Genomic DNA, 21,847 nt, shown 5'->3' on the forward strand with positions numbered 1-21,847 from the left:
AGGCGGCGCACATAATCCAGTATTCACAGCGATAATTATTGTAATTGCCGCTGCCTTTCATCAGCAGATGTTAAAACATCGTTATGCAAATACGGAAGTGAAAGTTACTCACAGCACATTGAATAAACGGTATGATGAAGAAATTGCAAACAACACAACAAGGAGCCACGCATGGAAATGCTCGAAGAGCACCGCTGTTTTGAAGGCTGGCAGCAACGCTGGCGACACGACTCCAGTACCTTAAACTGCCCGATGACGTTCAGTATCTTTCTCCCACCACCTCGTGATCACACCCCGCCACCGGTGCTGTACTGGCTTTCCGGATTAACCTGCAATGACGAGAACTTCGCCACCAAAGCGGGGGCCCAGCGCGTGGCGGCAGAACTGGGGATTGTACTGGTGATGCCAGACACCAGCCCGCGCGGCGAACAGGTTGCCAACGATGATGGCTACGATTTAGGCCAGGGCGCAGGCTTTTATCTTAATGCCACGCAACCGCCTTGGGCGACGCATTACCGGATGTATGATTATCTGCGCGATGAATTACCGGCGCTGGTTCAGTCGCAATTTAATGTCAGCGACCGCTGCGCTATTAGCGGTCATTCAATGGGTGGTCACGGTGCGCTGATTATGGCGCTGAAAAATCCGGGTAAATACACCAGTGTTTCCGCCTTTGCGCCGATTGTGAATCCGTGCAGCGTCCCGTGGGGAATCAAAGCGTTTAGCAGCTATTTAGGTGAGGACAAAAATGCATGGCTGGAATGGGACAGTTGCGCGCTGATGTATGCCAGTAACGCGCAGGATGCGATCCCGACGCTTATCGATCAGGGCGATAATGATCAGTTTCTTGCCGACCAGTTGCAACCTGCGGTACTGGCAGAAGCCGCGCGCCAGAAAGCGTGGCCGATGACGCTGCGTATTCAGCCGGGGTATGATCACAGTTACTACTTCATCGCCTCTTTTATAGAGGATCACCTGCGCTTCCATGCGCAGTATTTACAGGAATAATCACCAGCAAAGGGTATTTTCCAGCGCCGTACTAAAATCACGGTCATCTGCGTGCGGGGCTGGAGACTTCTGGTTTAAATCTGTCAGTTGCTGGCGCACCTGAAGTCGCCCTGCCCCTTCGCCGCTGGAAGAATTTTCGTTGAAATTACGCATTTCAGCTTCGAACAATATGGCATCGAGATTTTGCAATTTATTCAGCGCGCGCAGAAGAGAAATGAGGGTATCAAGATTTAAACTTCCTCCCTTTTCAATCCGCTTGACCGTTGCAATGCCCACCAATGCACGATCGGCTAACTGCTGTTGGGTCAACGATAATGAGATCCGCGTTTCTTTAATGCGTGCACATAGAGATAAAATAATTTCGTTGTTATTCATCGTATTATATTTCATCTTACGCGTCCTTTTTTCTTGGCTGCAATTTGCTAAGACAGCCATGATAAGTTTCCCGGTATTTAGCGCTCATATCCTTTCCGGTTTCATACATCGCGGAAATTATCTCATCCAGCGTAATGCAGGGCTCGCTTATGCGACTCAACGCCATCGTCGTTGCGTTGATAGCTTTCACGGCTGAAATAGCATTTCGTTCAATACAAGGAATTTGTACCTGCCCGCCAACTGGATCACAGGTCAAACCTAAATGGTGTTCCATTGCAATTTCTGCCGCGCTGAGTACCTGAGTCACTGACCCGCCCATAAGTTCTGCTAATCCTGCTGCCGCCATTGAACTGGCAACGCCGATTTCTCCCTGACATCCAACTTCAGACCCCAGAATAGAGGCATTTTTTTTGAACAGAATGGCGATGGCACCGGCGGTCAGAAAAAAGCGAGTAACGGAGTAAGTATCAAGTTCATGAATGAATTTATCATACCAACACAGTACGGCCGGGATAATACCGCTCGCGCCGTTGGTGGGTGCTGTCACGACGCGTCCACCCGCAGCATTTTCTTCGCTCACCGCAATGGCAAAAGTATTAACCCAATTGATCGCAGTCAGGAAGTCATTGGTAAACCCCTTTGCCTGCAACGATTTATATAAAGCACAGGCACGACGGTTAACCTGATACGGACCTGGAAGTAATCCTTCTGTATGCATCCCGCGATAGACCGCATCCTTCATTACTTCCCATTTTTTATTGAAATCGTCATGCAAAAAACCAGATGTCTGGCAGTGCAGTTCGTTTTTCATCATTAATGCCGCAACAGATAATCCGTTTTGCTGACAAAGTATTAATAATTCGTTTGCGTTCTGGAATTCAAAAGGATGTGGAGTGACTGAGGAGGGCATCATCGCCTCTCCCGCTTTTTGCACCTGACCGTCGCCGATAGAAAACCAGGTTTCTTCATAAAGTGTAAACCAGTCATCTCTGGCACGAAATGTCATCGCATAAGGGTGCCCCGGATGCGCCTGTGGATTAGAAAGAATGGATACACTGACGTTGACACCAGGCATAACTTCCAGCGTCGCCTCAGTTTCTGCACGCCTGATGGCGGACATTTCCATGCGGATATCAACACTGTCAGGTAAGTGGCCTTGCAAACCGAGATAAATCGCCACATCAACATTATGGCACTTGCGGCTTAATGACAGCGCACCATAAAGTTCGACATCAATTTTCCGCAACAAAGGTAACATTTCTTGCTGTTTCAATTGTGACACAAAATTATAAGCCGCACGCATTGGCCCGACTGTGCGGGAACTGGATGGACCAATAACTATCTTGAATATATCTATGCAGCTTTCCATATTTGTAAATGATTCCTTCAACGTTGAAAACTCGTTATTCGTTATATCCTGGCAAAGATATCAAAAATGGTACTTTTAGTATCTTATTATTTCAAAGTATCAAAAAAAGTACTTTTTTATCTTTTATTTAACATTCACAACTGTGATTGTCAGATACATCAGCCTCTACGAAACCTTATTATAATCAGTGCAGATAAAAAGGAGCGGTAAATGACGATTATTTATTTCTTGTCGCCAACAGGCATCGACATCACCCAAAAATGTCTGAAAGATTATCTGCAACATTTAAAGATTTCCCCCTCGGTGTTTTCGCTAACAACGAATTACAGTAGGCAAATAAATAGAGAGTATCTAAAGCTAGTATTACCAAATGATGTTACCAACCCTGCTTTTTATGCTGGTTTACGTCACCGTGCTGATCATCATCATTTTGATTTTTTCCGCAAACCTACGGACTTACCGGCTGAGGGAATTATTGCCTTTGATATGGATTCCACCTTTGTTGAAGAGGAAGGTGTTGATGAAATAGCCCGTAGACTCGGGATCTCGGAAAAAATCACCGCGCTGACCCGTGAAGCGATGGAAGGAAAAATCGATTTTGATACCAGTTTTACCCGGCGAATTGCCATGCTTAAAGGAACGCATAAAGATATATTGCATCAAGTTTGTGAACAGATGACTCTTTCACCAGGTCTTGAAACTATTCTTCCCATACTAAAAGAAAAAGGATTCAAGACGGCAATTATATCTGGAGGTTTGGATATTTTTACTGAGCGATTGAAGGAAAAATATCAACTTGATTTTGCATTTTCTAACTCTGTGCGCATTAAGGAAGATCTGTTAACTGATACAATTACCTTACCTATTATGAATGCAGAAAAGAAAAAGCAAACCCTGATAAATTTGGCGACAGAGTTATCAACTTGTCGTGAAAACATCATTGCCTGCGGAGATGGTGCTAATGATATTCCTATGCTTCTGCATGCCGGGAATGGCGTGGCATGGAAAGCAAAACCTAAAACCCGGGAAAAAGTTGCTAACCAGATTAATTTTAATGGTTTCGAGTCGCTTCTCTTTTTTATAGAAGAAAAATTATAGCGCCATAAAGTTTACAGAAAAGGAAACTCACGATGAGCTTGAAAAAATTTATTTTCAGCCAGGCCGACCAACCGGTGGTCAAACGGCAAGAAGAAGTTGATCATACTTATAAAAAATTTCGCATTGAAATCATCACCTCTGTATTTATCTCTTATGCCGTATTTTATTTAACCCGCAAGAATTTCTCTGCGGCCATGCCGGCGATGTTAACGGATACGTCATTAACTGCACAAGATTTCGCTATCATGTCGTCGGTCTTTTACATTCTTTATGGCTCCATGAAGTTTGTAGGTGGCATGTTAGTTGATAAAATTAATCCACGCGCGATGACCGGCCCCGTACTTATTGGCGTCGGTATTGTTAATATTCTTTTCGGTTTTTCAGACAGCGTTGCTGCGTTCTATATCCTGTACAGCCTTAATGCTATTCTTCAGGGTACCAGTTTTCCGCCGATGGCAAAAATTATGGCCTCGTGGTTCTCTAAAAATGAACGCGGGCGCTGGTGGGCAGTTGTTGAAGCGGCGCATAATATTGGCGGTAGTCTTGCGCCTCTCCTGACAAGCTTTGCCATTGCTTTTAGTGGCAGCTGGAAAATGGGCTTTTATGTTCCGGGTGTAATATCGCTGATTATGGGGGTTGTTGCCCTGTTTACGATTAAAGATCGTCCCGGCACACTCGGTTTGCCTAACGTAGGTAAGTGGCGCAACGACCCGACAGAACTTGCTCAAGTTAAAGCAAGCCCGGTTGATCTGAGTTTTTGGCAAATTTTCATTAAATATATTCTTACCAACCCATTAGTTTGGCTGATTATCCTCGGGGATATGTCAGTCTATATTGCACGCACCATCCTCAATGACTGGCCACAAATTTATTATTCTCAGGTTCATAACTGGAGCCTGATTAAAGCGAACTCCATTATATCCTGGTTTGAAGCAGGTGGACTTGCAGGGGGATTACTGGCGGGGTACTTGTCCGATTTTATGTTTAAAAGTAACCGCTGGATGACCGGATTAATGTTTGCCATCGCCTTATGTATTTGCATCGTTCTCGTACCGCTGGTGCAGGACGTCTCCTATACATTAACGGCTATTCTGTTTACAATCATGGGGTTTGCATTGTATGGACCGCATATGTTATTCGCTGTCGGGTGTCTTGATGTTACGCATAAAGATGCGGCAGGTTCCATTACTGGATTCAGGGGCTTGTTTAGTTATTTAGGCGCGGCAATGGCAGGGCTTCCAGTTATTATGGTGAAAAACAGTTGGGAATGGTCAGGAGTGTATATTTACGCAGTCATTACCATTTTGCTGACAACATTTTCACTGGCCTTACTGGCAAAATTTCATCGGTTATAAATCCAGAAACGAATTTCTGGCATTATGCCCGGCGGGATCCGCGCCGGGCATCTTCTCATCAGAAGCGATAATCCACTGCCATAAAGTAACGACGTCCGTCTTCGTTATAGCTGTAGTCGTCACGACTGAGATCCTTGTCGCCAAGGTTCAGCACGCCTGCGCGCAGTTTGACGTCTTTAGTTACCTGCCAGGCCGCACCGGTATTCCAGATGGTATAACCGCCCGGTGTTTTAGCCGTCGCGCTGTCGGCGCGTTTCTGCCCGGTATAGTGACCAGAAACATAGAATGACCAGTCTTCCAGCGCCAGCGGTTTCCAGTCCAGCGTACCGTTAGCAGTATGGAACGGCAGATCGGATAGCGGTTTGTTTTCGCCGTTGCTGACATCACGACCATCGTTGTAGGTGTAGTTGAGTGACAGTTTCCATTCATCGTTGAACGGAATTTTCAGCTCGGTTTCCACGCCCTGAATACGTGCTTTGTTAACGTTGTAGTAGCTGAATACCGGTATGCGCCGTCCGTTAGCGCCCGTCTCAAAACCGACAAAGTTTTGGTAGCCCGGTGCAGCATTGACGTCAGACGTACGGCTGATGCTGATGCGATCTTTCACATCGTTACGGAAAACGGTAACGCTGGACTCCACCCCTTCCAGCCAGCCTTCTTCACCCATGTAGTAAAGCCCCAGCTCCCAACTTTCGCTGGTTTCTGGTTTCAGATCCGGGCTACCCACAATCTTACATGCGCCACGGCAGGAATTGCTCGTCCAGTCAGGGCTAAGTTGCAACAGAGAAGGCGCTTTAAATGCCGTCGCCCAGCCCCCTTTCACCGTTACGGTGTCGGTGGCGTTATAAACCAGGTAGGCACGCGGACTCCAGTGTTCACCGTAGGTTTCATGATCGTCCATACGTACGCCGGTCGTCAGCGCCAGCGGCTCGAAGATCCGCCATTCATCTTCCACAAACAGCGCGTACTGGCTGGCAGATGTTTTGGAGCTGGTTCCCCCGGTCAGGTTCACCGCATCGCTAAGTTTGTCGTGACGCCATTCACCGCCAACCGTGAGAAACTGATTAATCGCCGTCAGCGGCAACGTGTATTTTCCGTCGACCGTATTGCTTTCGGAAGTTATCGGGCTGCTGTTGCCAGGGTTTTTGTTCTCGACTTTCTCACCGTAGTATTTCAGTTCGCTGGTGCCGTAATCCCAACGCCCATTATGGCTGACGGAGTAGTTCTGGCGTTCCAGGCGGTTTTTGTCCAGCGAGTCGGAATCACGATCCTGACGGTCGAAACCGTATCCGGCAGTAAAATCGTGATTTTGATTCGGTGTCCAGGCAAATTCGACATTGCCGTCGCGGCTGGAGAATCCTTCAATACGCGGCGTTTCTCCGGTATCGGTGGTCGTTGAGTTTTGCGGGTCATCCTTTTCACGTTTTGCCAGGCTGCCGTAAGCTTTCATTCCCAGCACGCCGTCAATTAATGGTCCGCTGGTAAAGAACTGACCGTTATAGGTATCACCGCGATCGCGATGTTCCTGAACGGTGGTATCGACGGTAACGGTGCCCGACCATTTCTGACCGATTTTTTTGGTGATGATATTCACTACACCGCCGAGCGCATCGGAACCGTACAGCGACGACATCGGGCCACGGACCACTTCAATACGTTCGATGGAATCGACCGGGATCCAGTTCAGATCGAAATCATTGTGGCGGAAGACGGCATTGCGGGAGTTAACGCGTTTACCGTCGACAAGAATCAGGGTGTAGCTGCTGTCCAGACCACGAATACTTACGCCCTTACGGTTATCCCCTTCGTTCGTCAGTTGTACGCCAGGCACTTCTTTGAGGACATCCTTCAGATTCTGTACCGGTTTTCGCTGCAGGTCTTCCTGGGTAATGACGCTGATACTGGCGGGTGCATCTTTAAGGTTTTGCTCAACGGAAGATGCAGTGACAACCATCGTTTCGCCATCATCATCGACCGCTAACACAGGCCATGCACAAGAAATAGCGGACAAACACAGCCCGACCCGTACGAAAGGGTTCAACCTAAACATTCCATATCTCCATGAGGTAACTACGAAAATAAAATGGGTTATCGCTCACATCTTCTTCATGTCCCCTTGCGTACGGCAGCATCGCGGTGGACTTATTTGTATGCAGGTGATCATCCCAGAAAGCCGGAACAGCCTCTGATTTGTCAGCCTTTTTTGATTGCGGCGTAACGATAATGCAAACGATAACAATTATCAATGCAAATGTTAAATTTTATATCCGCATGATTTGTCAGGGAAATGGAATTGAAAAAGCCCTCTCGGTTGAGAGGGCTTAGCAAGGAAGGGAGGAAACTTATTTCTTATCGTTCTGCGGGAACTTCATTTCGCTGTAGCGTACGAAGTGAGTTCCTTTAATCAGCTTGTAGCCGAACCAAATAATCAGGAACAGTGGGATACCAATATACGTTGCCGCTACGCCGCCCCAGTCAATGGTATCTTTCAGGAACGCTTCGTAGTTCTGGCCCAAAGTGATAATCAGACACAGAATGAATGCGAAGATCGGCCCCAGTGGGAAGAAACCTGAACGGTACGGCAGATCGTTAATGTCGTGTCCCTGCAATACGTAACCGCGACGGAAGCGATAGTGGCTAATGGCAATCCCCAGCCAGGCGATAAAACCCGTCATCCCGGAGGTGTTCAGCAGCCACAGGTATACCGTCTGGTTGCCAAACATGGAGGTCAGGAAGCACAGACCGGCAATCACCGTCGTCGCATACAGCGCATTACGCGGCACGCCACCACGCGACAGTTTAGCGAAAATGCGCGGCGCTTTACCGTCACACGCCAGGGTGTACAGCATACGAGTAGACGCATACATACCGGAGTTACCCGCTGACAGCACCGCCGTCAGAATAACTGCGTTCATCACCGCCGCCGCAGAGAGCAGACCCGCGTGCTGGAACACCAGGGTGAACGGACTAACGCTGATGTCTTTAACATCGTTACGCAGCAGGCTCGGATCGGTGTACGGAATAATCAGGCTGATAATCAGGATCGCGAACACATAGAACAACAGGATTCGCCAGAACACCTGACGTACCGCGCGTGGAATGTTTTTCGCCGGATCTTCGGACTCGCCTGCAGCAATACCGATCAGTTCGGTTCCCTGGAAAGAGAAGCCGACAATCATAGCTACGCCGATCATCGCCGCAAAACCACCAGCAAACGGCGCTTCGCCGATTGTCCAGTTGCTCCAGCCCGCAGGCTGCGCGCCTTTGAAGATACCGATAATCATCAGCACGCCAACGATGATAAAGACAATAACTGTCGTGACTTTGATCAGTGAGAACCAGTATTCCGCTTCACCAAAGCCACGAACTGAGATGTAGTTCAGCAGGAAGATAACGCCGAGGAACAGCGCACTCCAGATCCAGCCCGGTGTATCCGGGAACCACCAGCTCATGACCAGCTGAGCTGCAACCAAGTCAACGGCGATAGTCACCGCCCAGTTGTACCAGTAGTTCCAGCCCAGCGCGAAGCCAAAGCCTTCTTCAACATAGTTCTGACCGTAAGTGGCAAACGAACCGGAAACCGGCATATATGCAGCCAGTTCACCGAGACTGGTCATCAGGAAGTAAACCATCAGGCCAATCAGCATATACGAGAGCAATGCCCCGCCCGGACCTGCCTGAGAAATCGTTGCGCCAGAGGCAACAAAAAGACCTGTACCGATGGAACCGCCAATGGCAATCATCGTCAGGTGACGCGCCTTTAATTCACGGCGTAAGCCCGGCGCTTCTGTAGTTTTAGTTTCGGAACCCATACAAAAATGCTATCCATCTTAAAAATGAGGCGCGATTGTAGCAGACGATTGGCAATCCTTCCGGCAGAAATACACGGTTATAAGACACCTTCATGATCGCCCAGGGATTATAAGTAAAGCAGCCAATCTCTTTTCTGGCGAATGCATGCTGAGGGCGCTGCGTCACGAAATCGACACAGCACCAGCATGTTCTTGTACAGCACCTTAACGCGGTACATTCGCGGGATCGCAATAGTCCAGGAAGCGCCGTAGCGCGTTGGAAAGGTGTTTTTGCCGATGATGTATACGCCACAACGTACGCATCAGGCGCGGAAGAGGGACCGCAACTTCACTTAATGTGCCTGCCTGCAATTGATCTTCAATCACCCGTCGCGACAGGCAACTAATACCCAACCCATGACGCACCGCATGTTTGATTGCCTCGGAGTTACCTAATTCCATCGCCATCTCAAACTTCGGTAAATGTGACAGCAACAGATAATCGACAATCTCCCGCGTGCCGGAGCCGCGTTCACGCAGGATCCACGGCGCAGCGGCCAGCTGTTCTAAGGTGACCGGACCACGAGCCAACGGCGAAGTCGGCGCGGCGAAAACCACCAGCTCGTCTTCCAGCCACGGTTCAGAGATGATTTCAGTGCTGTGGCACGGTCCTTCAATAAAGCCAATATCAACGCGGAAATCCAGCACCGCTTGCATCACGTCCTGGCTATTCCCAACGCTAAGTTCAATCGGCAACTGCGGATAATCATGGCGATAACGGGCGATAACTGCAGGCAGAATGTAGTTACCGATGGTACTACTGGCATAGATACGAATCGCGCCGTTGTCTTCGCGAAACAGCTGTTCGATTTCAACCGCCTGTTCAAGCAGTGCCAACGCACGCGGATAGAGCAGCCGCCCGTGTTCATTAACAACCAGTCTTTTCCCCACGCGATCAAACAGTTGAACGCCAAGCTGCCCTTCCAGGTCGGTCAAGGCTGCGCTCACTGCTGATTGCGACAACGCCAGCATCACCGACGCCTGGGTGGTTGATCCACTTTTCAATACTTCTGCAAAAACTTCCAACTGCCGGAGGGTGATGTGCATAGTCGCTTACCACTTATAAAGATTAATTATAAATATATAATCAATTTTATTTTTAAACCAGTTAGTCGTAACCTTATGCCCGGTTAAAGGAGAGGGTTATGACGAATATCACCTTACAGAAACAACATCGTACACTGTGGCATTTTATTCCGGGGTTAGCCCTGAGTGCAGTTATCACCGGGGTCGCCCTGTGGGGTGGTTCCATTCCCGCGGTTGCGGGTGCCGGGTTTAGTGCCCTCACCCTCGCAATTTTGTTGGGGATGGTTTTAGGCAACACCATCTATCCGCACATCTGGAAAAGCTGTGACGGTGGCGTGCTGTTTGCCAAGCAATATTTATTACGTCTGGGTATCATTCTTTATGGCTTCCGTCTGACGTTCTCGCAAATTGCCGATGTCGGTATCAGTGGGATCATCATTGACGTGTTGACGCTGTCCAGTACCTTCCTGCTGGCTTGCTTCCTGGGGCAGAAAGTGTTTGGTCTGGATAAGCACACCAGCTGGTTGATCGGTGCCGGTAGCAGTATCTGTGGTGCTGCCGCGGTACTGGCGACTGAGCCGGTAGTGAAAGCAGAAGCCAGTAAAGTAACCGTGGCTGTTGCAACCGTTGTTATCTTCGGGACCGTCGCGATTTTCCTCTACCCGGCGATATATCCGCTGATGTCTCAATGGTTTAGTCCGGAAACTTTCGGTATCTACATTGGTTCTACTGTGCACGAAGTGGCGCAGGTGGTGGCGGCAGGTCATGCCATCAGCCCGGATGCAGAAAACGCAGCAGTTATTTCCAAAATGCTGCGCGTGATGATGCTGGCTCCGTTCCTCATCCTGCTGGCGGCGCGTGTTAAACAGCTGTCTGGGGCGAACAGCGGCGAGAAAAGCAAAATCACTATTCCGTGGTTTGCCATCTTGTTCATCGTAGTTGCCATCTTTAACTCGTTCCACCTGTTACCGCAGAGCGTAGTGAATATGCTGGTAACGCTGGATACCTTCCTGCTGGCAATGGCGATGGCGGCGCTGGGTCTGACCACTCACGTCAGCGCGCTGAAAAAAGCCGGGGCGAAACCTCTGCTGATGGCTCTGGTACTGTTTGCCTGGCTGATTGTTGGTGGTGGTGCGATTAACTATGTGATTCAAAGCGTCATCGCATAAACCACTACATCTTGCTCCTGTTAACCCGCTATCATTACCGTTTTCCTCCAGCGGGTTTAACAGGAGTCCTCGCATGAAATACATTGGAGCGCACGTTAGTGCTGCTGGCGGTCTGGCAAATGCCGCAATTCGCGCCGCCGAAATCGACGCAACCGCGTTTGCCTTGTTCACCAAAAACCAACGTCAGTGGCGTGCCGCACCGCTCACGACGCAAACCATCGATGAATTCAAAGCCGCCTGTGAAAAATATCACTACACATCGGCGCAAATTCTTCCCCACGACAGTTATCTGATTAACCTCGGACATCCTGTTGCTGAAGCTCTGGAAAAATCGCGCGATGCCTTTATAGATGAAATGCAGCGTTGCGAACAGCTGGGGCTTTCTTTGCTCAACTTCCACCCTGGCAGCCATCTGATGCAGATTTCAGAAGAGGATTGCCTTGCGCGTATTGCCGAATCCATCAACATTGCGCTGGATAAAACTCAAGGTGTCACCGCGGTGATTGAAAACACCGCCGGTCAGGGCAGTAACTTAGGGTTTAAATTCGAACATCTCGCGGCGATTATCGACGGCGTGGAAGATAAATCCCGCGTCGGCGTCTGCATTGATACCTGCCATGCTTTCGCTGCCGGGTATGATTTGCGTACTCCTGCCGAATGCGAGAAAACGTTCGCTGATTTTGCCCGTATTGTTGGCTTTAAGTATCTGCGCGGGATGCACCTTAACGATGCGAAAAGCACCTTTGGCAGCCGCGTTGACCGCCATCATAGCCTCGGTGAAGGCAATATCGGTCATGATGCGTTCCGCTGGATCATGCAGGACGACCGTTTCGACGGAATTCCGCTGATCCTTGAAACCATCAACCCGGATATCTGGGCAGAAGAGATCGCCTGGCTGAAAGCGCAACAAACTGAAAAAGCGGTAGCCTGAAGATGAATAACCGGGAGAAGGAGATCCTTGCAATATTAAGGCGTAACCCGCTGATTCAGCAGAACGAAATTGCGGATATGCTGCAAATCAGCCGTTCGCGTGTTGCAGCGCATATTATGGATTTAATGCGCAAAGGACGGATTAAAGGCAAAGGTTACATTCTCACCGAGCAGGAATACTGCGTAGTGGTGGGGACAATCAATATGGATATTCGCGGGATGGCGGATATCCGTTACCCGCAAGCGGCTTCTCATCCCGGTACCATTCATTGCTCGGCAGGCGGCGTTGGACGCAACATCGCCCACAATCTGGCGCTGTTAGGCCGCGACGTCCATTTACTCTCGGTGATTGGCGATGACTTTTATGGCGAAATGCTCCTGGAAGAGACGCGCCGCGCCGGCGTGAATGTCTCCGGCTGCGTTCGTTTACACGGCCAAAGCACATCGACGTATCTGGCAATTGCCAATCGAGACGATCAAACCGTGCTGGCGATTAACGATACCCATCTGCTGGATCAGTTGACACCGCAACTACTGAACGGGTCGCGCGATTTACTTCGTCATGCGGGCGTGGTACTGGCTGATTGCAACCTGACAGCCGAGGCGCTGGAGTGGGTCTTTACCCTCGCTGATGAAATCCCGGTGTTTGTCGATACCGTTTCAGAATTCAAAGCGGGCAAAATCAAACACTGGCTGGCGCATATTCACACTCTGAAACCCACTTTGCCGGAGCTGGAAATTTTATGGGGCCAGCCGATAACCCGCGATGCTGATCGTAATGCCGCAGTGAATGCGTTGCATCAGCAAGGCGTTCAGCAACTGTTTGTTTATTTGCCCGATGAGTCTGTTTATTGCAGCCAAAAGGATGGCGAACAATTTTTGCTGACTGCGCCAGCGCATACGACGGTAGACAGTTTTGGTGCTGACGATGGTTTTATGGCGGGCCTGGTGTATAGCTTTCTGGAAGGAAGCAGTTTCCGTGATAGTGCCCGTTTTGCGATGGCCTGCGCGGCAATTTCACGCGCCAGCGGCAGCTTAAACAACCCTACCCTGTCTGCCGATAACGCGCTTTCATTAGTGCCAATGGTGTAACAATGTTGCCGGATTCGACGCTTGACCGCGTCTTATCCGGCTCATAACTCGCGCACTACGCTAAGCCAATAAAGAATCCTGCAATGGTGGCACTCATCAGGTTAGAAAGTGTCGCCGCCGCCAGCGCGCGTAAACCAAGCTGGGCGATTTCCGGCGCACGGTGTGGCGCAACCGCAGAAAACGCCCCCACCACCACCCCGATAGAACCAAAGTTAGCGAAACCGCACAACGCGAAGGAAATAATCGCCACGGTTTTAGCATCCAGAGTGCCAGCTGTTTGCAGATAAGGTGAGAAATTGAGGTAAGCGACAAATTCATTTATTGCCAGTTTCTGTCCAATCAAACTCCCGGCAAGATTCGCATCACTCCAGTCAACACCCATTACCCACGCCAGTGGGGCCAGCAGGTAACCTAAAATGGACTCCAGCGAGGCATGTTCAAAACCAAACCAGCCGCCAACGCCGCCGATAATACCGTTAATCAACGCAATTATTGCAACAAATGCCATCACCACTGTCGCCACACCCGCAGCGATTTTCAGCCCGGTCATTGCCCCTGTCGCAGCGGCTTCAATAATGCTTTTTGGCGGTGTTTCGGTGAAAGAGAGGTTATTAAAGGAAACCTGCGAAGATTCCGTGGCCGGACTTAACAGGCGAGCAAATAAGATCCCGCCAGGGATCGCCATTAACGATGCCGCCAGCAGATATTCCACAGGCACGCCCAGTGCGGCGTAACCAATCATTGTCGAACCGGCAATTGAGGCCATGCCACTACAAATCGCTGTAAATAATTCATTGCGATTCAGCCGATCGATAAAGGGTTTGACGATTGCCGGAATTTCGTTTTGCCCGAGGAAAATGGTAGTGACCGCGACGAATGACTCGATCTTGCTGATATTTAATGCTTTCTGGAAGATACCGCCGAGAATGCGAATTAAGATCCCCATCACACCGATGTAGTAGAGAATACTCACCAGCGCGGTGACGAAGATAATTGCCGGTAATACTCTGAAACCAAAGATAAATCCTGCACCATCAAATAAGGTGTCCATTTTCGGTCCGACCAGAGAACCGAAGATAAATGCGCTACCTGCATCGCTGTACGCCATCACTTTATGCACGCCAAAAGCGACTTTTTCTGCGACCCAACGCCCTGGCGGTAACCAAAGCATAATGCCGCCAATCACGACCTGTAACACTAACGCCGCGCCAACGGTACGCAGGCTGATCTTCTTCTTGTTTACTGACAGCAAAAACGCAATTGCCAGCAGTACCACCATTCCCAGAACACTTCTCATGACATCCATAGTTATTATCTCTTCATGTCATTTTGGGCGACGGCTTTCTGCCCATCAGAAATCGCCGGGCCTGCATCTTGCGATACAGACCCGGCTTGTTATCAACACTTAATGGGTTTTGATGTAGCCGCGCACGCACTCTTCGACTAATCCCCAGAACCAGTCAGTATCAATAGTGATGCCGACTTTGGTATTGGCGGGCTTGCCAAGAACGCCCAGCTCGTCGCAGACGGTACGCCCATAGCAAGGGCCACTGTTAACATCCACTTCGACGTACATCTCCTGGGTTTTAATGCCATCGGGGTTAATCAGATAACCGATACAGGTGGCGTCATGTACCGGGCCGCCAGCCAGACCGTAGTTTTCGAACTGCGTTTTCAGAGTGAAGTTCATGATGTCGCTGAACAGCTCTCCGGCGGGGCCGCCTGCCCTTTCCATCCGAGCAATCACGTCCGGGGTGCAAACGGTCTGGTTGGTGAGATCGAGGCCCATCATCACTAATGGAACGCCGGAGGTGAACACCACTCGCGCCGCTTCCGGGTCCGCAAAGATGTTGAACTCGGCAGATGGCGTGAAGTTGCCAGTACCATAAGCGCCGCCCATCAGTACAATTTCACGGATTTTTGGCAGGATCGCGGGCTGCATCCGCATTGCCACCGCGATATTTGAAAGCGGACCAACCGGCACCAGAGTGATATCGCCATCGCTTGCCATCAGGGTATCGATGATATATTTCACCGCATGAGTGCTTTCTGCCTGGCGGGTCAGCGGCTCGAATACCGGGCCATCCAGTCCGGTTTCACCGTGAATATTATCGGCAACGATTTGTTGCCGCATAATGGGTTGTGGCATCCCCGCATAAACCGGAACATTAATCTCCAGTTTCTGGCAAACATTCAGGCCATTAATTAATGTTTTATCAAGCGTCTGATTACCCGCTACAATGGTGATACCTAATAAATCAATCGCCGGATGTTTCGCTGCCATCATCATTGCAATAGCATCATCATGACCCGGATCACAATCCAGAATAATTTTTCTCTTTTCCATTGTTTATTTCCTCTGTTTCCAGTTGCGTTATTTTTTCTACAGCAAAGAAAATTCGACCGGGCCGATGATTGAATCTTAACAACAGCGTACGTATGCTAAATATGAGAAATCTCATAGCGGATAAATATCGTGAAAGAAATCCACAATAATGATCTTAAGCAGCAATTGATGAGTGAATCCGCGTTTAAGGATTGCTTTTCAACGGATGTTTCAGCCGATACGCGGCTGTTTCATTTTTTAGCGCGTGACTACATAGTGCAGGAAGGGCAGCAGCCGTCCTGGCTGTTTTACCTGACGCGAGGCCGCGCCAGGCTTTACGCCACGCTTGCAAATGGTCGCGTGTCGCTGATCGATTTCTTTGCCGCCCCCTGTTTTATTGGTGAGATTGAGTTAATCGATAAAGACCATGAACCACGTGCGGTGCAGGCGATTGAAGAGTGTTGGTGCCTTGCACTCCCCATGAAACATTACCGTCCGCTGTTATTAAACGACACGCTATTTTTACGAAAACTCTGCGTTACTTTAAGCCATAAAAATTATCGCAATATTGTTTCTTTAACTCAGAATCAATCATTTCCGTTAGTGAATCGCCTGGCAGCATTTATATTACTCTCGCAGGAAGGTGATCTTTATCACGAAAAACATACCCAGGCGGCAGAGTATTTAGGTGTTACTTATCGTCACTTGCTATATGTGATCGCTCAACTCATTCACGACGGTTTATTAATTAAAAGTAAGAAAGGGTATTTAATTAAAAACAGAAAGCAGTTGTCAGGACTGGCGCTGGAGATGGACCCGGAGAATAAATTCTCCGGGATGATGCAGTAAAAATTAATCTGCAATAGCGCGATTGCCGGATGCAACACTTAATAAGCGCGTACATCCGGCAATGAAACTCAAGCTAAACCAATAAAGAACCCGGCAATGGTCGCGCTCATCAGGTTGGAAAGCGTGGCAGCTGCCAGCGCCCGTAAACCAAGCTGGGCGATTTCCGGTGCGCGTTTTGGCGAAATAGCCGAAAATGCCCCAACGACAACACCGATAGAACCAAAGTTAGCAAAACCACAAAGCGCAAAGGAGATAATCGCAATGGTTTTCACTTCCAGCGTGCCGCCCGTTTGCAGGTATGGGGAGAAACTCAGGTAAGCGACGAATTCGTTAATTGCCAGTTTCTGCCCAATCAGGCTACCCGCAAGGTTGGCATCACTCCAGTCCACACCCATGATCCACGCCAGCGGTGCCAGCACATAGCCAAAAATACTTTCCAGAGAGGCATTGGCGAAGCCAAACCAGCCGCCAATTCCGCCGATAATGCCGTTGATCAGCGCAATAATTGCCACAAATGCCATTACCACCGTCGCCACACCAGCGGCGATTTTCAGCCCGGTCATCGCACCGCTCGCCGCCGCTTCGATAAAGCTTTTTGGCGGCGTTTCGCTGAACGATAAATTTTCAAATGTGACCTGCGAAGGCTCGGTTGCCGGGCTAAGAATACGTGCAAACAAAATACCACCAGGGATCGCCATCAGCGATGCCGCTAACAGGTAGTCAATTGGTACGCCCATTCCGGCATAACCAATCATCATCGAACCAGCAATGGACGCCATCCCGCTACAAATTGCGGTAAACAACTCGTTGCGATTCATGCGATCGATAAACGGTTTAACGATCGCCGGGATCTCATTTTGCCCGAGGAAAATAGTGGTAACCGCAACAAAAGATTCGATTTTGCTGATGTTGAGGGCTTTCTGAAAAATACTGCCAAGAATACGAATCAGCAGCCCCATCACGCCAATGTAGTACAGCAGACTGATGAGCGCAGTGACGAAGATAATCGCCGGGAGTACGCGAAAGGCGAAGATAAAGCCTGCGCCATCAAACAGGACATCCATTTTCGGCCCGACCAATGAACCAAAAATAAAGGCACTGCCGGCGTCACTGTAAGACATCACTTTATGTACGCCTAATGCCGCCTGCTCTACCGCCCATTTTCCTGGTGGAAAATAGAGCATGATTCCGCCAATGGCGATTTGTAGCAGCAATGCAGCTCCAACCGTGCGCAAACTGATGCTCTTTTTATTCACTGACAACAAAAATGCTATTGCCAGTAACACCACCATCCCCACAACACTTCTCATTATATCCATAATGATTTTCCCTTCATGCCAGTAAACCCGGCGCCAGCGCCAGGTTTTGGTATGTATGATCAGTACGGGCGACGGCTTTCTGCCCGTCAGAAATTAACCCGCGAGACGCTGGTATTCTTTGGCAATTTCGCTCGCCAGAATGGCGTTGTTGAACACCAGTTGGATGTTGGATTTCAGGCTGTCACCGCCAGTCAGTTCAGCAACACGAGCCAGCAGGAACGGTGTGCTTTCTTTACCAATAACGCCCTGCTCTTCGGCTTCGGCGACGGCTTGATCTATGGCTGCATTGATAGATTCCTCCGGCATCGCAAACTGTTCCGGGATCGGATTTGCCACCACCAGGCCACCGTTCAGACCGCTTTGCCATTTCACCGCCATTGCACGAGCGATTTCCGTGGCACTATCAAGGCGAATACTAACTTCAAATGGGCTGGTACGGCAGAAAAACGCAGGCAGCGCTTTTGTCTGATAGCCAATTAACGGCACACCGAAGGTTTCTAAATATTCTGTTGTTAATCCTAAATCGAGAATAGATTTTGCACCGGCACAAACAACGGTGACATTAGTATTTGCCAGTTCTTGCAAATCGGCAGAAATATCGAAGGTATGTTCCGCCCCGCGATGCACACCACCAATTCCCCCGGTGGCAAATACTTTAATTCCGGCAAGCGCCGCAATAATCATCGTTGAAGCCACAGTGGTTGCGCCATTTTTTCCGGCGGCAACGACAAAAGGTAAATCGCGACGACTAACTTTGGTCACGTTATGCCCTTCGCGACCCAGCAATTCAATTTCTTCTTTGCTTAAACCCACTTTCATCACGCCGCCAATAATGGCGATAGTGGCAGGTACAGCGCCCTGTTTACGAATAGTTTCTTCAACTTCAATTGCGGTCTGGGCATTTTGTGGGAACGGCATCCCGTGAGAAATAATGGTCGATTCCAGCGCCACAACCGGTTTTTTGTTTTTTAAAGCGTCCTGCACTTCCGGGGAAATTTGTAATAATTCAGGGGAAATTTTTAATTCAGACATTCTGCGTTCTCCACTAACGATATAACGTTGGCAATCGATAAATCGGGGTTATTGGTGTATTCACAGGAGAGCGCCATTGACGAACATCCCTGTGCGAAACGAACAGATTCGGCAAACGGCATTCCGTCTACCCAACACGAAGCAAGTCCCGCCATCATGGCATCGCCCGCTCCGGTAACATTAATAACATTGGTTTTGATCGGCGCAGACCAGCCACTTTCACCGCTGATATCGCTGTAATAAACGCCATCGCCGCCCATGCTCAATACCAGTCGGTTCAGGCCATGTTGATGGAACCAGGCAGCAACTTTTGCCACATCTTCACGCCCTGACAGCGCAATCCCACTCAGGGTTTCCGCTTCAAGGCGGTTTGGCTTGAGAGTGTGGATTTGATTTAGACGGTCGCGCACTTTGACACATTTCCACGCGGAAACAGGATCGACAAATACGGGTACGTTGGCGGCATTATCCAGAATCCATGCCAGTGCCTCTTCACTGATATTACAGTCCGCGACAATGACCTTTGCCCTTTGAATAAATTCACGGTGCTGTGCGAGATATTCAGCTGTAATAGCGTTGCTAATATTCATGTCATTTATAGCAACCAGCATTTCACCGGTATTATCGAGTAATGATAAATAGCTCGACGTATTTTCTCCCGGCACAATCAGGCATTTATCGACATAAACACCAGATTGATTGGTTTGCGTTAGCAACGATTGACCATAAAAATCACTGCCTACTGCGCTCAGTAGCCAGGCTTTATTCCCCAGCAACGCCAGGTTTTGTGCAATATTGCGCCCTACCCCACCAGGCGTAAATTTTATTTTACCTGGATTTGAATCCGCATAATTTAATGATTCATGTGAATATCCGGCGACATCAATATTCGCCGAGCCTATAATTACGACATAATCCTTTTCGCGCATAGCACGTCCTCTGGTAAAAAATTACCAACCCTGTCAATCCACAAGAATATAGATACTGCAAAGACGGTTTAAACATGTGTTCATATTTAAACATGTGCTCATAGTATGCATGTTTTACGTAAAGTAAATTGCCGCCAGAGAGGCAAAATGGGCAGATTTGAGCAGGCTCACAAAATGCGATTAAATGCCTGAATTACAAAAACGGGGAGTTTGTGACGGGATGCACAGAACAGGAACACTAAAAAAGGGCAGAAATTAATCTGCCCTTGAGGAAATAACCTTAGTGTTTGATGAAAGTTTCAGGTTTCTACTAAAAGATAAAACCATTTAAATTCATAAAATTACATTCACAAACCGGTCATTCCCTTTGCGCTCATCCAATGTTACAGGGCAGGAAATTTCTGCCCTGGAACACACCTTTTATTACGCTGCTTTCGCTACTGCGTCCACTTCCGGACGTTTCAGGAAGGCATAGGCCAAACCCGCCACCAGCGTACCGGCAATAATGGCTACCAGGTAACCCAATACCGGCGTAATCGCGCCAGGGATCAGCAGAACAAACAGACCACCGTGCGGTGCCATCAGTTTCGCACCAATCGCCATTGAGATTGCGCCAGTCAGCGCCCCACCCACGATACAGCACGGCAGCACACGCATCGGATCACGAGCAGCAAACGGAATTGCACCTTCCGAAATGAAGCACAGTCCCAATACCAGAGCGGCTTTGCCCCCTTCCTGCTGCGCTTTGTCGAATTTGCGACGCGCCACCATTGTTGCCAGACCCATTGCCAGCGGTGGCACCATACCTGCCGCCATAATCGCCGCCATCGGGCCATAGGTTTGAGTACTCAGCAGACCCACACCGAACGCGTACGCTGCTTTGTTTACCGGACCGCCCATGTCAGTACACATCATGCCACCGAGGATCGCCCCCAGCAGAACCGCATTCGCAGTCCCCATGGTCTGCAGCCAGTGAGTCAACCCTTCGAGAATGCCAGCAACCGGTTTACCGATCAGGTAAATCATCGCCAGACCGACCACCAGACTGGAAATTAGCGGAATGATCAGGATCGGTTTCAGCGCCTCCATACTCTGCGGCAGTTTCAATTGCGTACTGATTAACTTCGCAATGTAACCAGCCAGGAAGCCCGCAATAATACCGCCAATGAAGCCAGAACCGGTGCTGACCGCCAGCATACCGCCAATCAGACCCGGCGTGAGACCCGGACGATCGGCAATGGAAAAGGCAATATAACCTGCCAGTACCGGCACCATCAACGCAAAGGCTGAACCACCACCAATCTGCATCAGCGCCGCAGCCAACGTACCCGGCTCTTTAAACGCTTCGATACCAAAAGCAAAAGAAAGCGCGATACACAGACCACCTGCAACGACCATCGGCAGCATGTAAGAGACGCCCGTCAGCAAGTGACGGTAAGCGCCTGCACTCTCTTTCTTGCCTTCAGTGGTCGCTGTTTGAGCTTTGCCCGCTGGTTCATACAGCGTTGCTTCAGCAACCGCTTTATCCAGTTCCTGCGCAGTTTTCTTCAGCGCCAGACCGGTAGAGGTGCGATACATCGGTTTACCAGCAAATTTCGCCAGATCCACTTCAATATCTGCCGCCACAATCACCAGATCCGCTGCGGCGACTTCTTCAGGGGTGATTGCATTACCCGCGCCAACCGAACCACGGGTTTCAACTTTCACCCACCAGCCACGTTTTTTCGCTTCGGTTTCAATGGCTTCAGCCGCCATAAAGGTGTGTGCTACGCCAGTCGGGCAAGCAGTCACCGCAACTACGCGTTTCGGACCGCTGGCGGCAACCGGTGCTGTCGCAGCGACCGGCGCAGTGTAAGGTTTCGCATGGCCTTTGGCTTCACTCAGGAACAGCTCAGGGTGCGCAACTGCCCGGGAAATATCGCCCAGCCAGACATTTTTACCGTTCAGCGCGCTGTCGTTCGGGATGGAATCACCGAGAACAATCGCCATTTCAGCGTCGTTCGGATTGTCGATGATTTCCAGTTTTGCTTTTCGCGCCGCCGCGCCCAGCAGGGTCTTCGCCATATAGGCGCGTGCCTGACCGAGATTAGCGTCAATAATCAGCAGCGTTTTCATTATG

18 protein-coding genes are annotated in these 21,847 nt (G+C 49.5%); 7 read left to right on the forward strand and 11 right to left on the reverse strand.

Annotation, left to right across the window (positions count from 1 at the left end; genetic code table 11):
* Positions 1–171: 171 nt before the first annotated feature.
* Positions 172–1,008, forward strand: a complete 837-nt coding sequence (yeiG, locus tag ACJHYW_RS03540) for an S-formylglutathione hydrolase (RefSeq protein ID WP_000425426.1) — start codon at positions 172–174, stop codon at positions 1,006–1,008.
* Here the strand turns inward: yeiG and ACJHYW_RS03545 are convergent, their stop codons facing one another.
* Together ACJHYW_RS03545 and ACJHYW_RS03550 are read right to left on the reverse strand one after the other, a co-directional pair.
* A complete protein-coding gene (locus ACJHYW_RS03545) occupies positions 1,009–1,398 on the reverse strand; it encodes a helix-turn-helix domain-containing protein (RefSeq protein ID WP_000876823.1) in 390 nt (129 codons plus the stop codon). It abuts the gene before it with no gap.
* Position 1,399: 1 nt separating this feature from the next.
* A complete protein-coding gene (locus tag ACJHYW_RS03550; RefSeq protein WP_001361619.1) occupies positions 1,400–2,752 on the reverse strand; it encodes an L-serine ammonia-lyase in 1,353 nt (450 codons plus the stop codon).
* Positions 2,753–2,962: 210 nt separating this feature from the next.
* Here ACJHYW_RS03550 and serB point away from each other — a divergent pair, with 210 nt between their 5' ends.
* Complete coding sequence (gene serB, locus ACJHYW_RS03555; protein ID WP_000152724.1) at positions 2,963–3,850, forward strand: phosphoserine phosphatase SerB; 888 nt, start codon at positions 2,963–2,965, stop codon at positions 3,848–3,850.
* Positions 3,851–3,882: 32 nt separating this feature from the next.
* Positions 3,883–5,205, forward strand: coding sequence for an MFS transporter (locus ACJHYW_RS03560; protein ID WP_000053689.1), 1,323 nt, complete (start codon positions 3,883–3,885; stop codon positions 5,203–5,205).
* Between the two features lie 58 nt (positions 5,206–5,263).
* On the opposite strand, the gene cirA is transcribed toward ACJHYW_RS03560, so the two are convergent.
* From cirA to yieE, 3 genes are all read right to left on the reverse strand, one after another.
* Complete coding sequence (cirA, locus tag ACJHYW_RS03565; RefSeq protein ID WP_000489280.1) at positions 5,264–7,255, reverse strand: catecholate siderophore receptor CirA; 1,992 nt, start codon at positions 7,253–7,255, stop codon at positions 5,264–5,266.
* 292 nt (positions 7,256–7,547) lie between these two features.
* Positions 7,548–9,017, reverse strand: a complete 1,470-nt coding sequence (gene lysP, locus ACJHYW_RS03570; protein WP_000534384.1) for a lysine-specific permease — start codon at positions 9,015–9,017, stop codon at positions 7,548–7,550.
* Between the two features lie 204 nt (positions 9,018–9,221).
* On the reverse strand, positions 9,222–10,103 hold the full coding sequence (yieE, locus tag ACJHYW_RS03575; RefSeq protein WP_000548294.1) for a DNA-binding transcriptional regulator YeiE: 882 nt from the start codon (positions 10,101–10,103) through the stop codon (positions 9,222–9,224).
* 98 nt (positions 10,104–10,201) lie between these two features.
* On the opposite strand from yieE, the gene ACJHYW_RS03580 reads away from it, so the two are divergent.
* The 3 genes from ACJHYW_RS03580 to ACJHYW_RS03590 all read left to right on the forward strand — a co-directional run bounded on the left by ACJHYW_RS03580 (position 10,202) and on the right by ACJHYW_RS03590 (position 13,273).
* Positions 10,202–11,251 (forward strand): YeiH family protein, encoded by a 1,050-nt coding sequence (locus tag ACJHYW_RS03580; RefSeq protein ID WP_000182053.1) that lies wholly within the window; start codon positions 10,202–10,204, stop codon positions 11,249–11,251.
* 73 nt (positions 11,252–11,324) lie between these two features.
* Complete coding sequence (gene nfo, locus ACJHYW_RS03585; RefSeq protein WP_000873880.1) at positions 11,325–12,182, forward strand: deoxyribonuclease IV; 858 nt, start codon at positions 11,325–11,327, stop codon at positions 12,180–12,182.
* A gap of 2 nt (positions 12,183–12,184) precedes the next feature.
* On the forward strand, positions 12,185–13,273 hold the full coding sequence (locus ACJHYW_RS03590) for a sugar kinase (protein ID WP_001064991.1): 1,089 nt from the start codon (positions 12,185–12,187) through the stop codon (positions 13,271–13,273).
* Between the two features lie 55 nt (positions 13,274–13,328).
* Here the strand turns inward: ACJHYW_RS03590 and ACJHYW_RS03595 are convergent, their stop codons facing one another.
* Both ACJHYW_RS03595 and rihB read right to left on the reverse strand, forming a co-directional pair.
* The gene (locus tag ACJHYW_RS03595) at positions 13,329–14,579 is read right to left on the reverse strand and encodes a NupC/NupG family nucleoside CNT transporter (RefSeq protein ID WP_000382942.1); all 1,251 of its coding nucleotides are present in this window, start codon (positions 14,577–14,579) and stop codon (positions 13,329–13,331) included.
* Positions 14,580–14,678: 99 nt separating this feature from the next.
* The gene (rihB, locus tag ACJHYW_RS03600) at positions 14,679–15,620 is read right to left on the reverse strand and encodes a ribosylpyrimidine nucleosidase (RefSeq protein ID WP_000415455.1); all 942 of its coding nucleotides are present in this window, start codon (positions 15,618–15,620) and stop codon (positions 14,679–14,681) included.
* Positions 15,621–15,749: 129 nt separating this feature from the next.
* Between rihB and ACJHYW_RS03605 the strand changes: the two genes are divergently transcribed.
* Positions 15,750–16,448 carry a transcriptional regulator YeiL gene (locus ACJHYW_RS03605; protein ID WP_000658600.1) on the forward strand — a complete coding sequence of 233 codons (699 nt, stop codon included), beginning with the start codon at positions 15,750–15,752 and terminating at the stop codon, positions 16,446–16,448.
* Positions 16,449–16,516: 68 nt separating this feature from the next.
* Here the strand turns inward: ACJHYW_RS03605 and ACJHYW_RS03610 are convergent, their stop codons facing one another.
* The 4 genes from ACJHYW_RS03610 to fruA form a co-directional block, all read right to left on the reverse strand.
* Positions 16,517–17,767, reverse strand: coding sequence for a NupC/NupG family nucleoside CNT transporter (locus ACJHYW_RS03610; RefSeq protein ID WP_000353878.1), 1,251 nt, complete (start codon positions 17,765–17,767; stop codon positions 16,517–16,519).
* Between the two features lie 93 nt (positions 17,768–17,860).
* Positions 17,861–18,799, reverse strand: a complete 939-nt coding sequence (psuG, locus tag ACJHYW_RS03615; RefSeq protein ID WP_001292462.1) for a pseudouridine-5'-phosphate glycosidase — start codon at positions 18,797–18,799, stop codon at positions 17,861–17,863.
* Positions 18,787–19,728: a pseudouridine kinase gene (locus tag ACJHYW_RS03620; protein ID WP_001208138.1), complete on the reverse strand. Its 942-nt coding sequence runs from the start codon at positions 19,726–19,728 to the stop codon at positions 18,787–18,789. Before ACJHYW_RS03620 ends, psuG begins: the two co-directional genes overlap by 13 nt.
* Before the next feature lie 423 nt (positions 19,729–20,151).
* Positions 20,152–21,843, reverse strand: coding sequence for a PTS fructose transporter subunit IIBC (gene fruA, locus ACJHYW_RS03625; protein ID WP_000854438.1), 1,692 nt, complete (start codon positions 21,841–21,843; stop codon positions 20,152–20,154).
* Positions 21,844–21,847 lie beyond the last annotated feature (4 nt).

Origin of the sequence: Escherichia sp. WS3063, assembly GCF_046486595.1 — a bacterium.
GTDB lineage: Bacteria > Pseudomonadota > Gammaproteobacteria > Enterobacterales > Enterobacteriaceae > Escherichia > Escherichia coli.

Excerpts from the sequence above, each read along its gene's own strand:
- yeiG (WP_000425426.1), top strand. The coding sequence starts at position 172 with ATGGAAATGCTCGAAGAGCACCGCTGTTTTGAAGGCTGGCAGCAACGC.
- ACJHYW_RS03545 (WP_000876823.1), bottom strand. The coding sequence starts at position 1,398 with ATGAAATATAATACGATGAATAACAACGAAATTATTTTATCTCTATGT.
- ACJHYW_RS03550 (WP_001361619.1), bottom strand. The coding sequence starts at position 2,752 with ATGGAAAGCTGCATAGATATATTCAAGATAGTTATTGGTCCATCCAGT.
- serB (WP_000152724.1), top strand. The coding sequence starts at position 2,963 with ATGACGATTATTTATTTCTTGTCGCCAACAGGCATCGACATCACCCAA.
- ACJHYW_RS03560 (WP_000053689.1), top strand. The coding sequence starts at position 3,883 with ATGAGCTTGAAAAAATTTATTTTCAGCCAGGCCGACCAACCGGTGGTC.
- cirA (WP_000489280.1), bottom strand. The coding sequence starts at position 7,255 with ATGTTTAGGTTGAACCCTTTCGTACGGGTCGGGCTGTGTTTGTCCGCT.
- lysP (WP_000534384.1), bottom strand. The coding sequence starts at position 9,017 with ATGGGTTCCGAAACTAAAACTACAGAAGCGCCGGGCTTACGCCGTGAA.
- yieE (WP_000548294.1), bottom strand. The coding sequence starts at position 10,103 with ATGCACATCACCCTCCGGCAGTTGGAAGTTTTTGCAGAAGTATTGAAA.
- ACJHYW_RS03580 (WP_000182053.1), top strand. The coding sequence starts at position 10,202 with ATGACGAATATCACCTTACAGAAACAACATCGTACACTGTGGCATTTT.
- nfo (WP_000873880.1), top strand. The coding sequence starts at position 11,325 with ATGAAATACATTGGAGCGCACGTTAGTGCTGCTGGCGGTCTGGCAAAT.
- ACJHYW_RS03590 (WP_001064991.1), top strand. The coding sequence starts at position 12,185 with ATGAATAACCGGGAGAAGGAGATCCTTGCAATATTAAGGCGTAACCCG.
- ACJHYW_RS03595 (WP_000382942.1), bottom strand. The coding sequence starts at position 14,579 with ATGGATGTCATGAGAAGTGTTCTGGGAATGGTGGTACTGCTGGCAATT.
- rihB (WP_000415455.1), bottom strand. The coding sequence starts at position 15,620 with ATGGAAAAGAGAAAAATTATTCTGGATTGTGATCCGGGTCATGATGAT.
- ACJHYW_RS03610 (WP_000353878.1), bottom strand. The coding sequence starts at position 17,767 with ATGGATATAATGAGAAGTGTTGTGGGGATGGTGGTGTTACTGGCAATA.
- psuG (WP_001292462.1), bottom strand. The coding sequence starts at position 18,799 with ATGTCTGAATTAAAAATTTCCCCTGAATTATTACAAATTTCCCCGGAA.
- ACJHYW_RS03620 (WP_001208138.1), bottom strand. The coding sequence starts at position 19,728 with ATGCGCGAAAAGGATTATGTCGTAATTATAGGCTCGGCGAATATTGAT.
- fruA (WP_000854438.1), bottom strand. The coding sequence starts at position 21,843 with ATGAAAACGCTGCTGATTATTGACGCTAATCTCGGTCAGGCACGCGCC.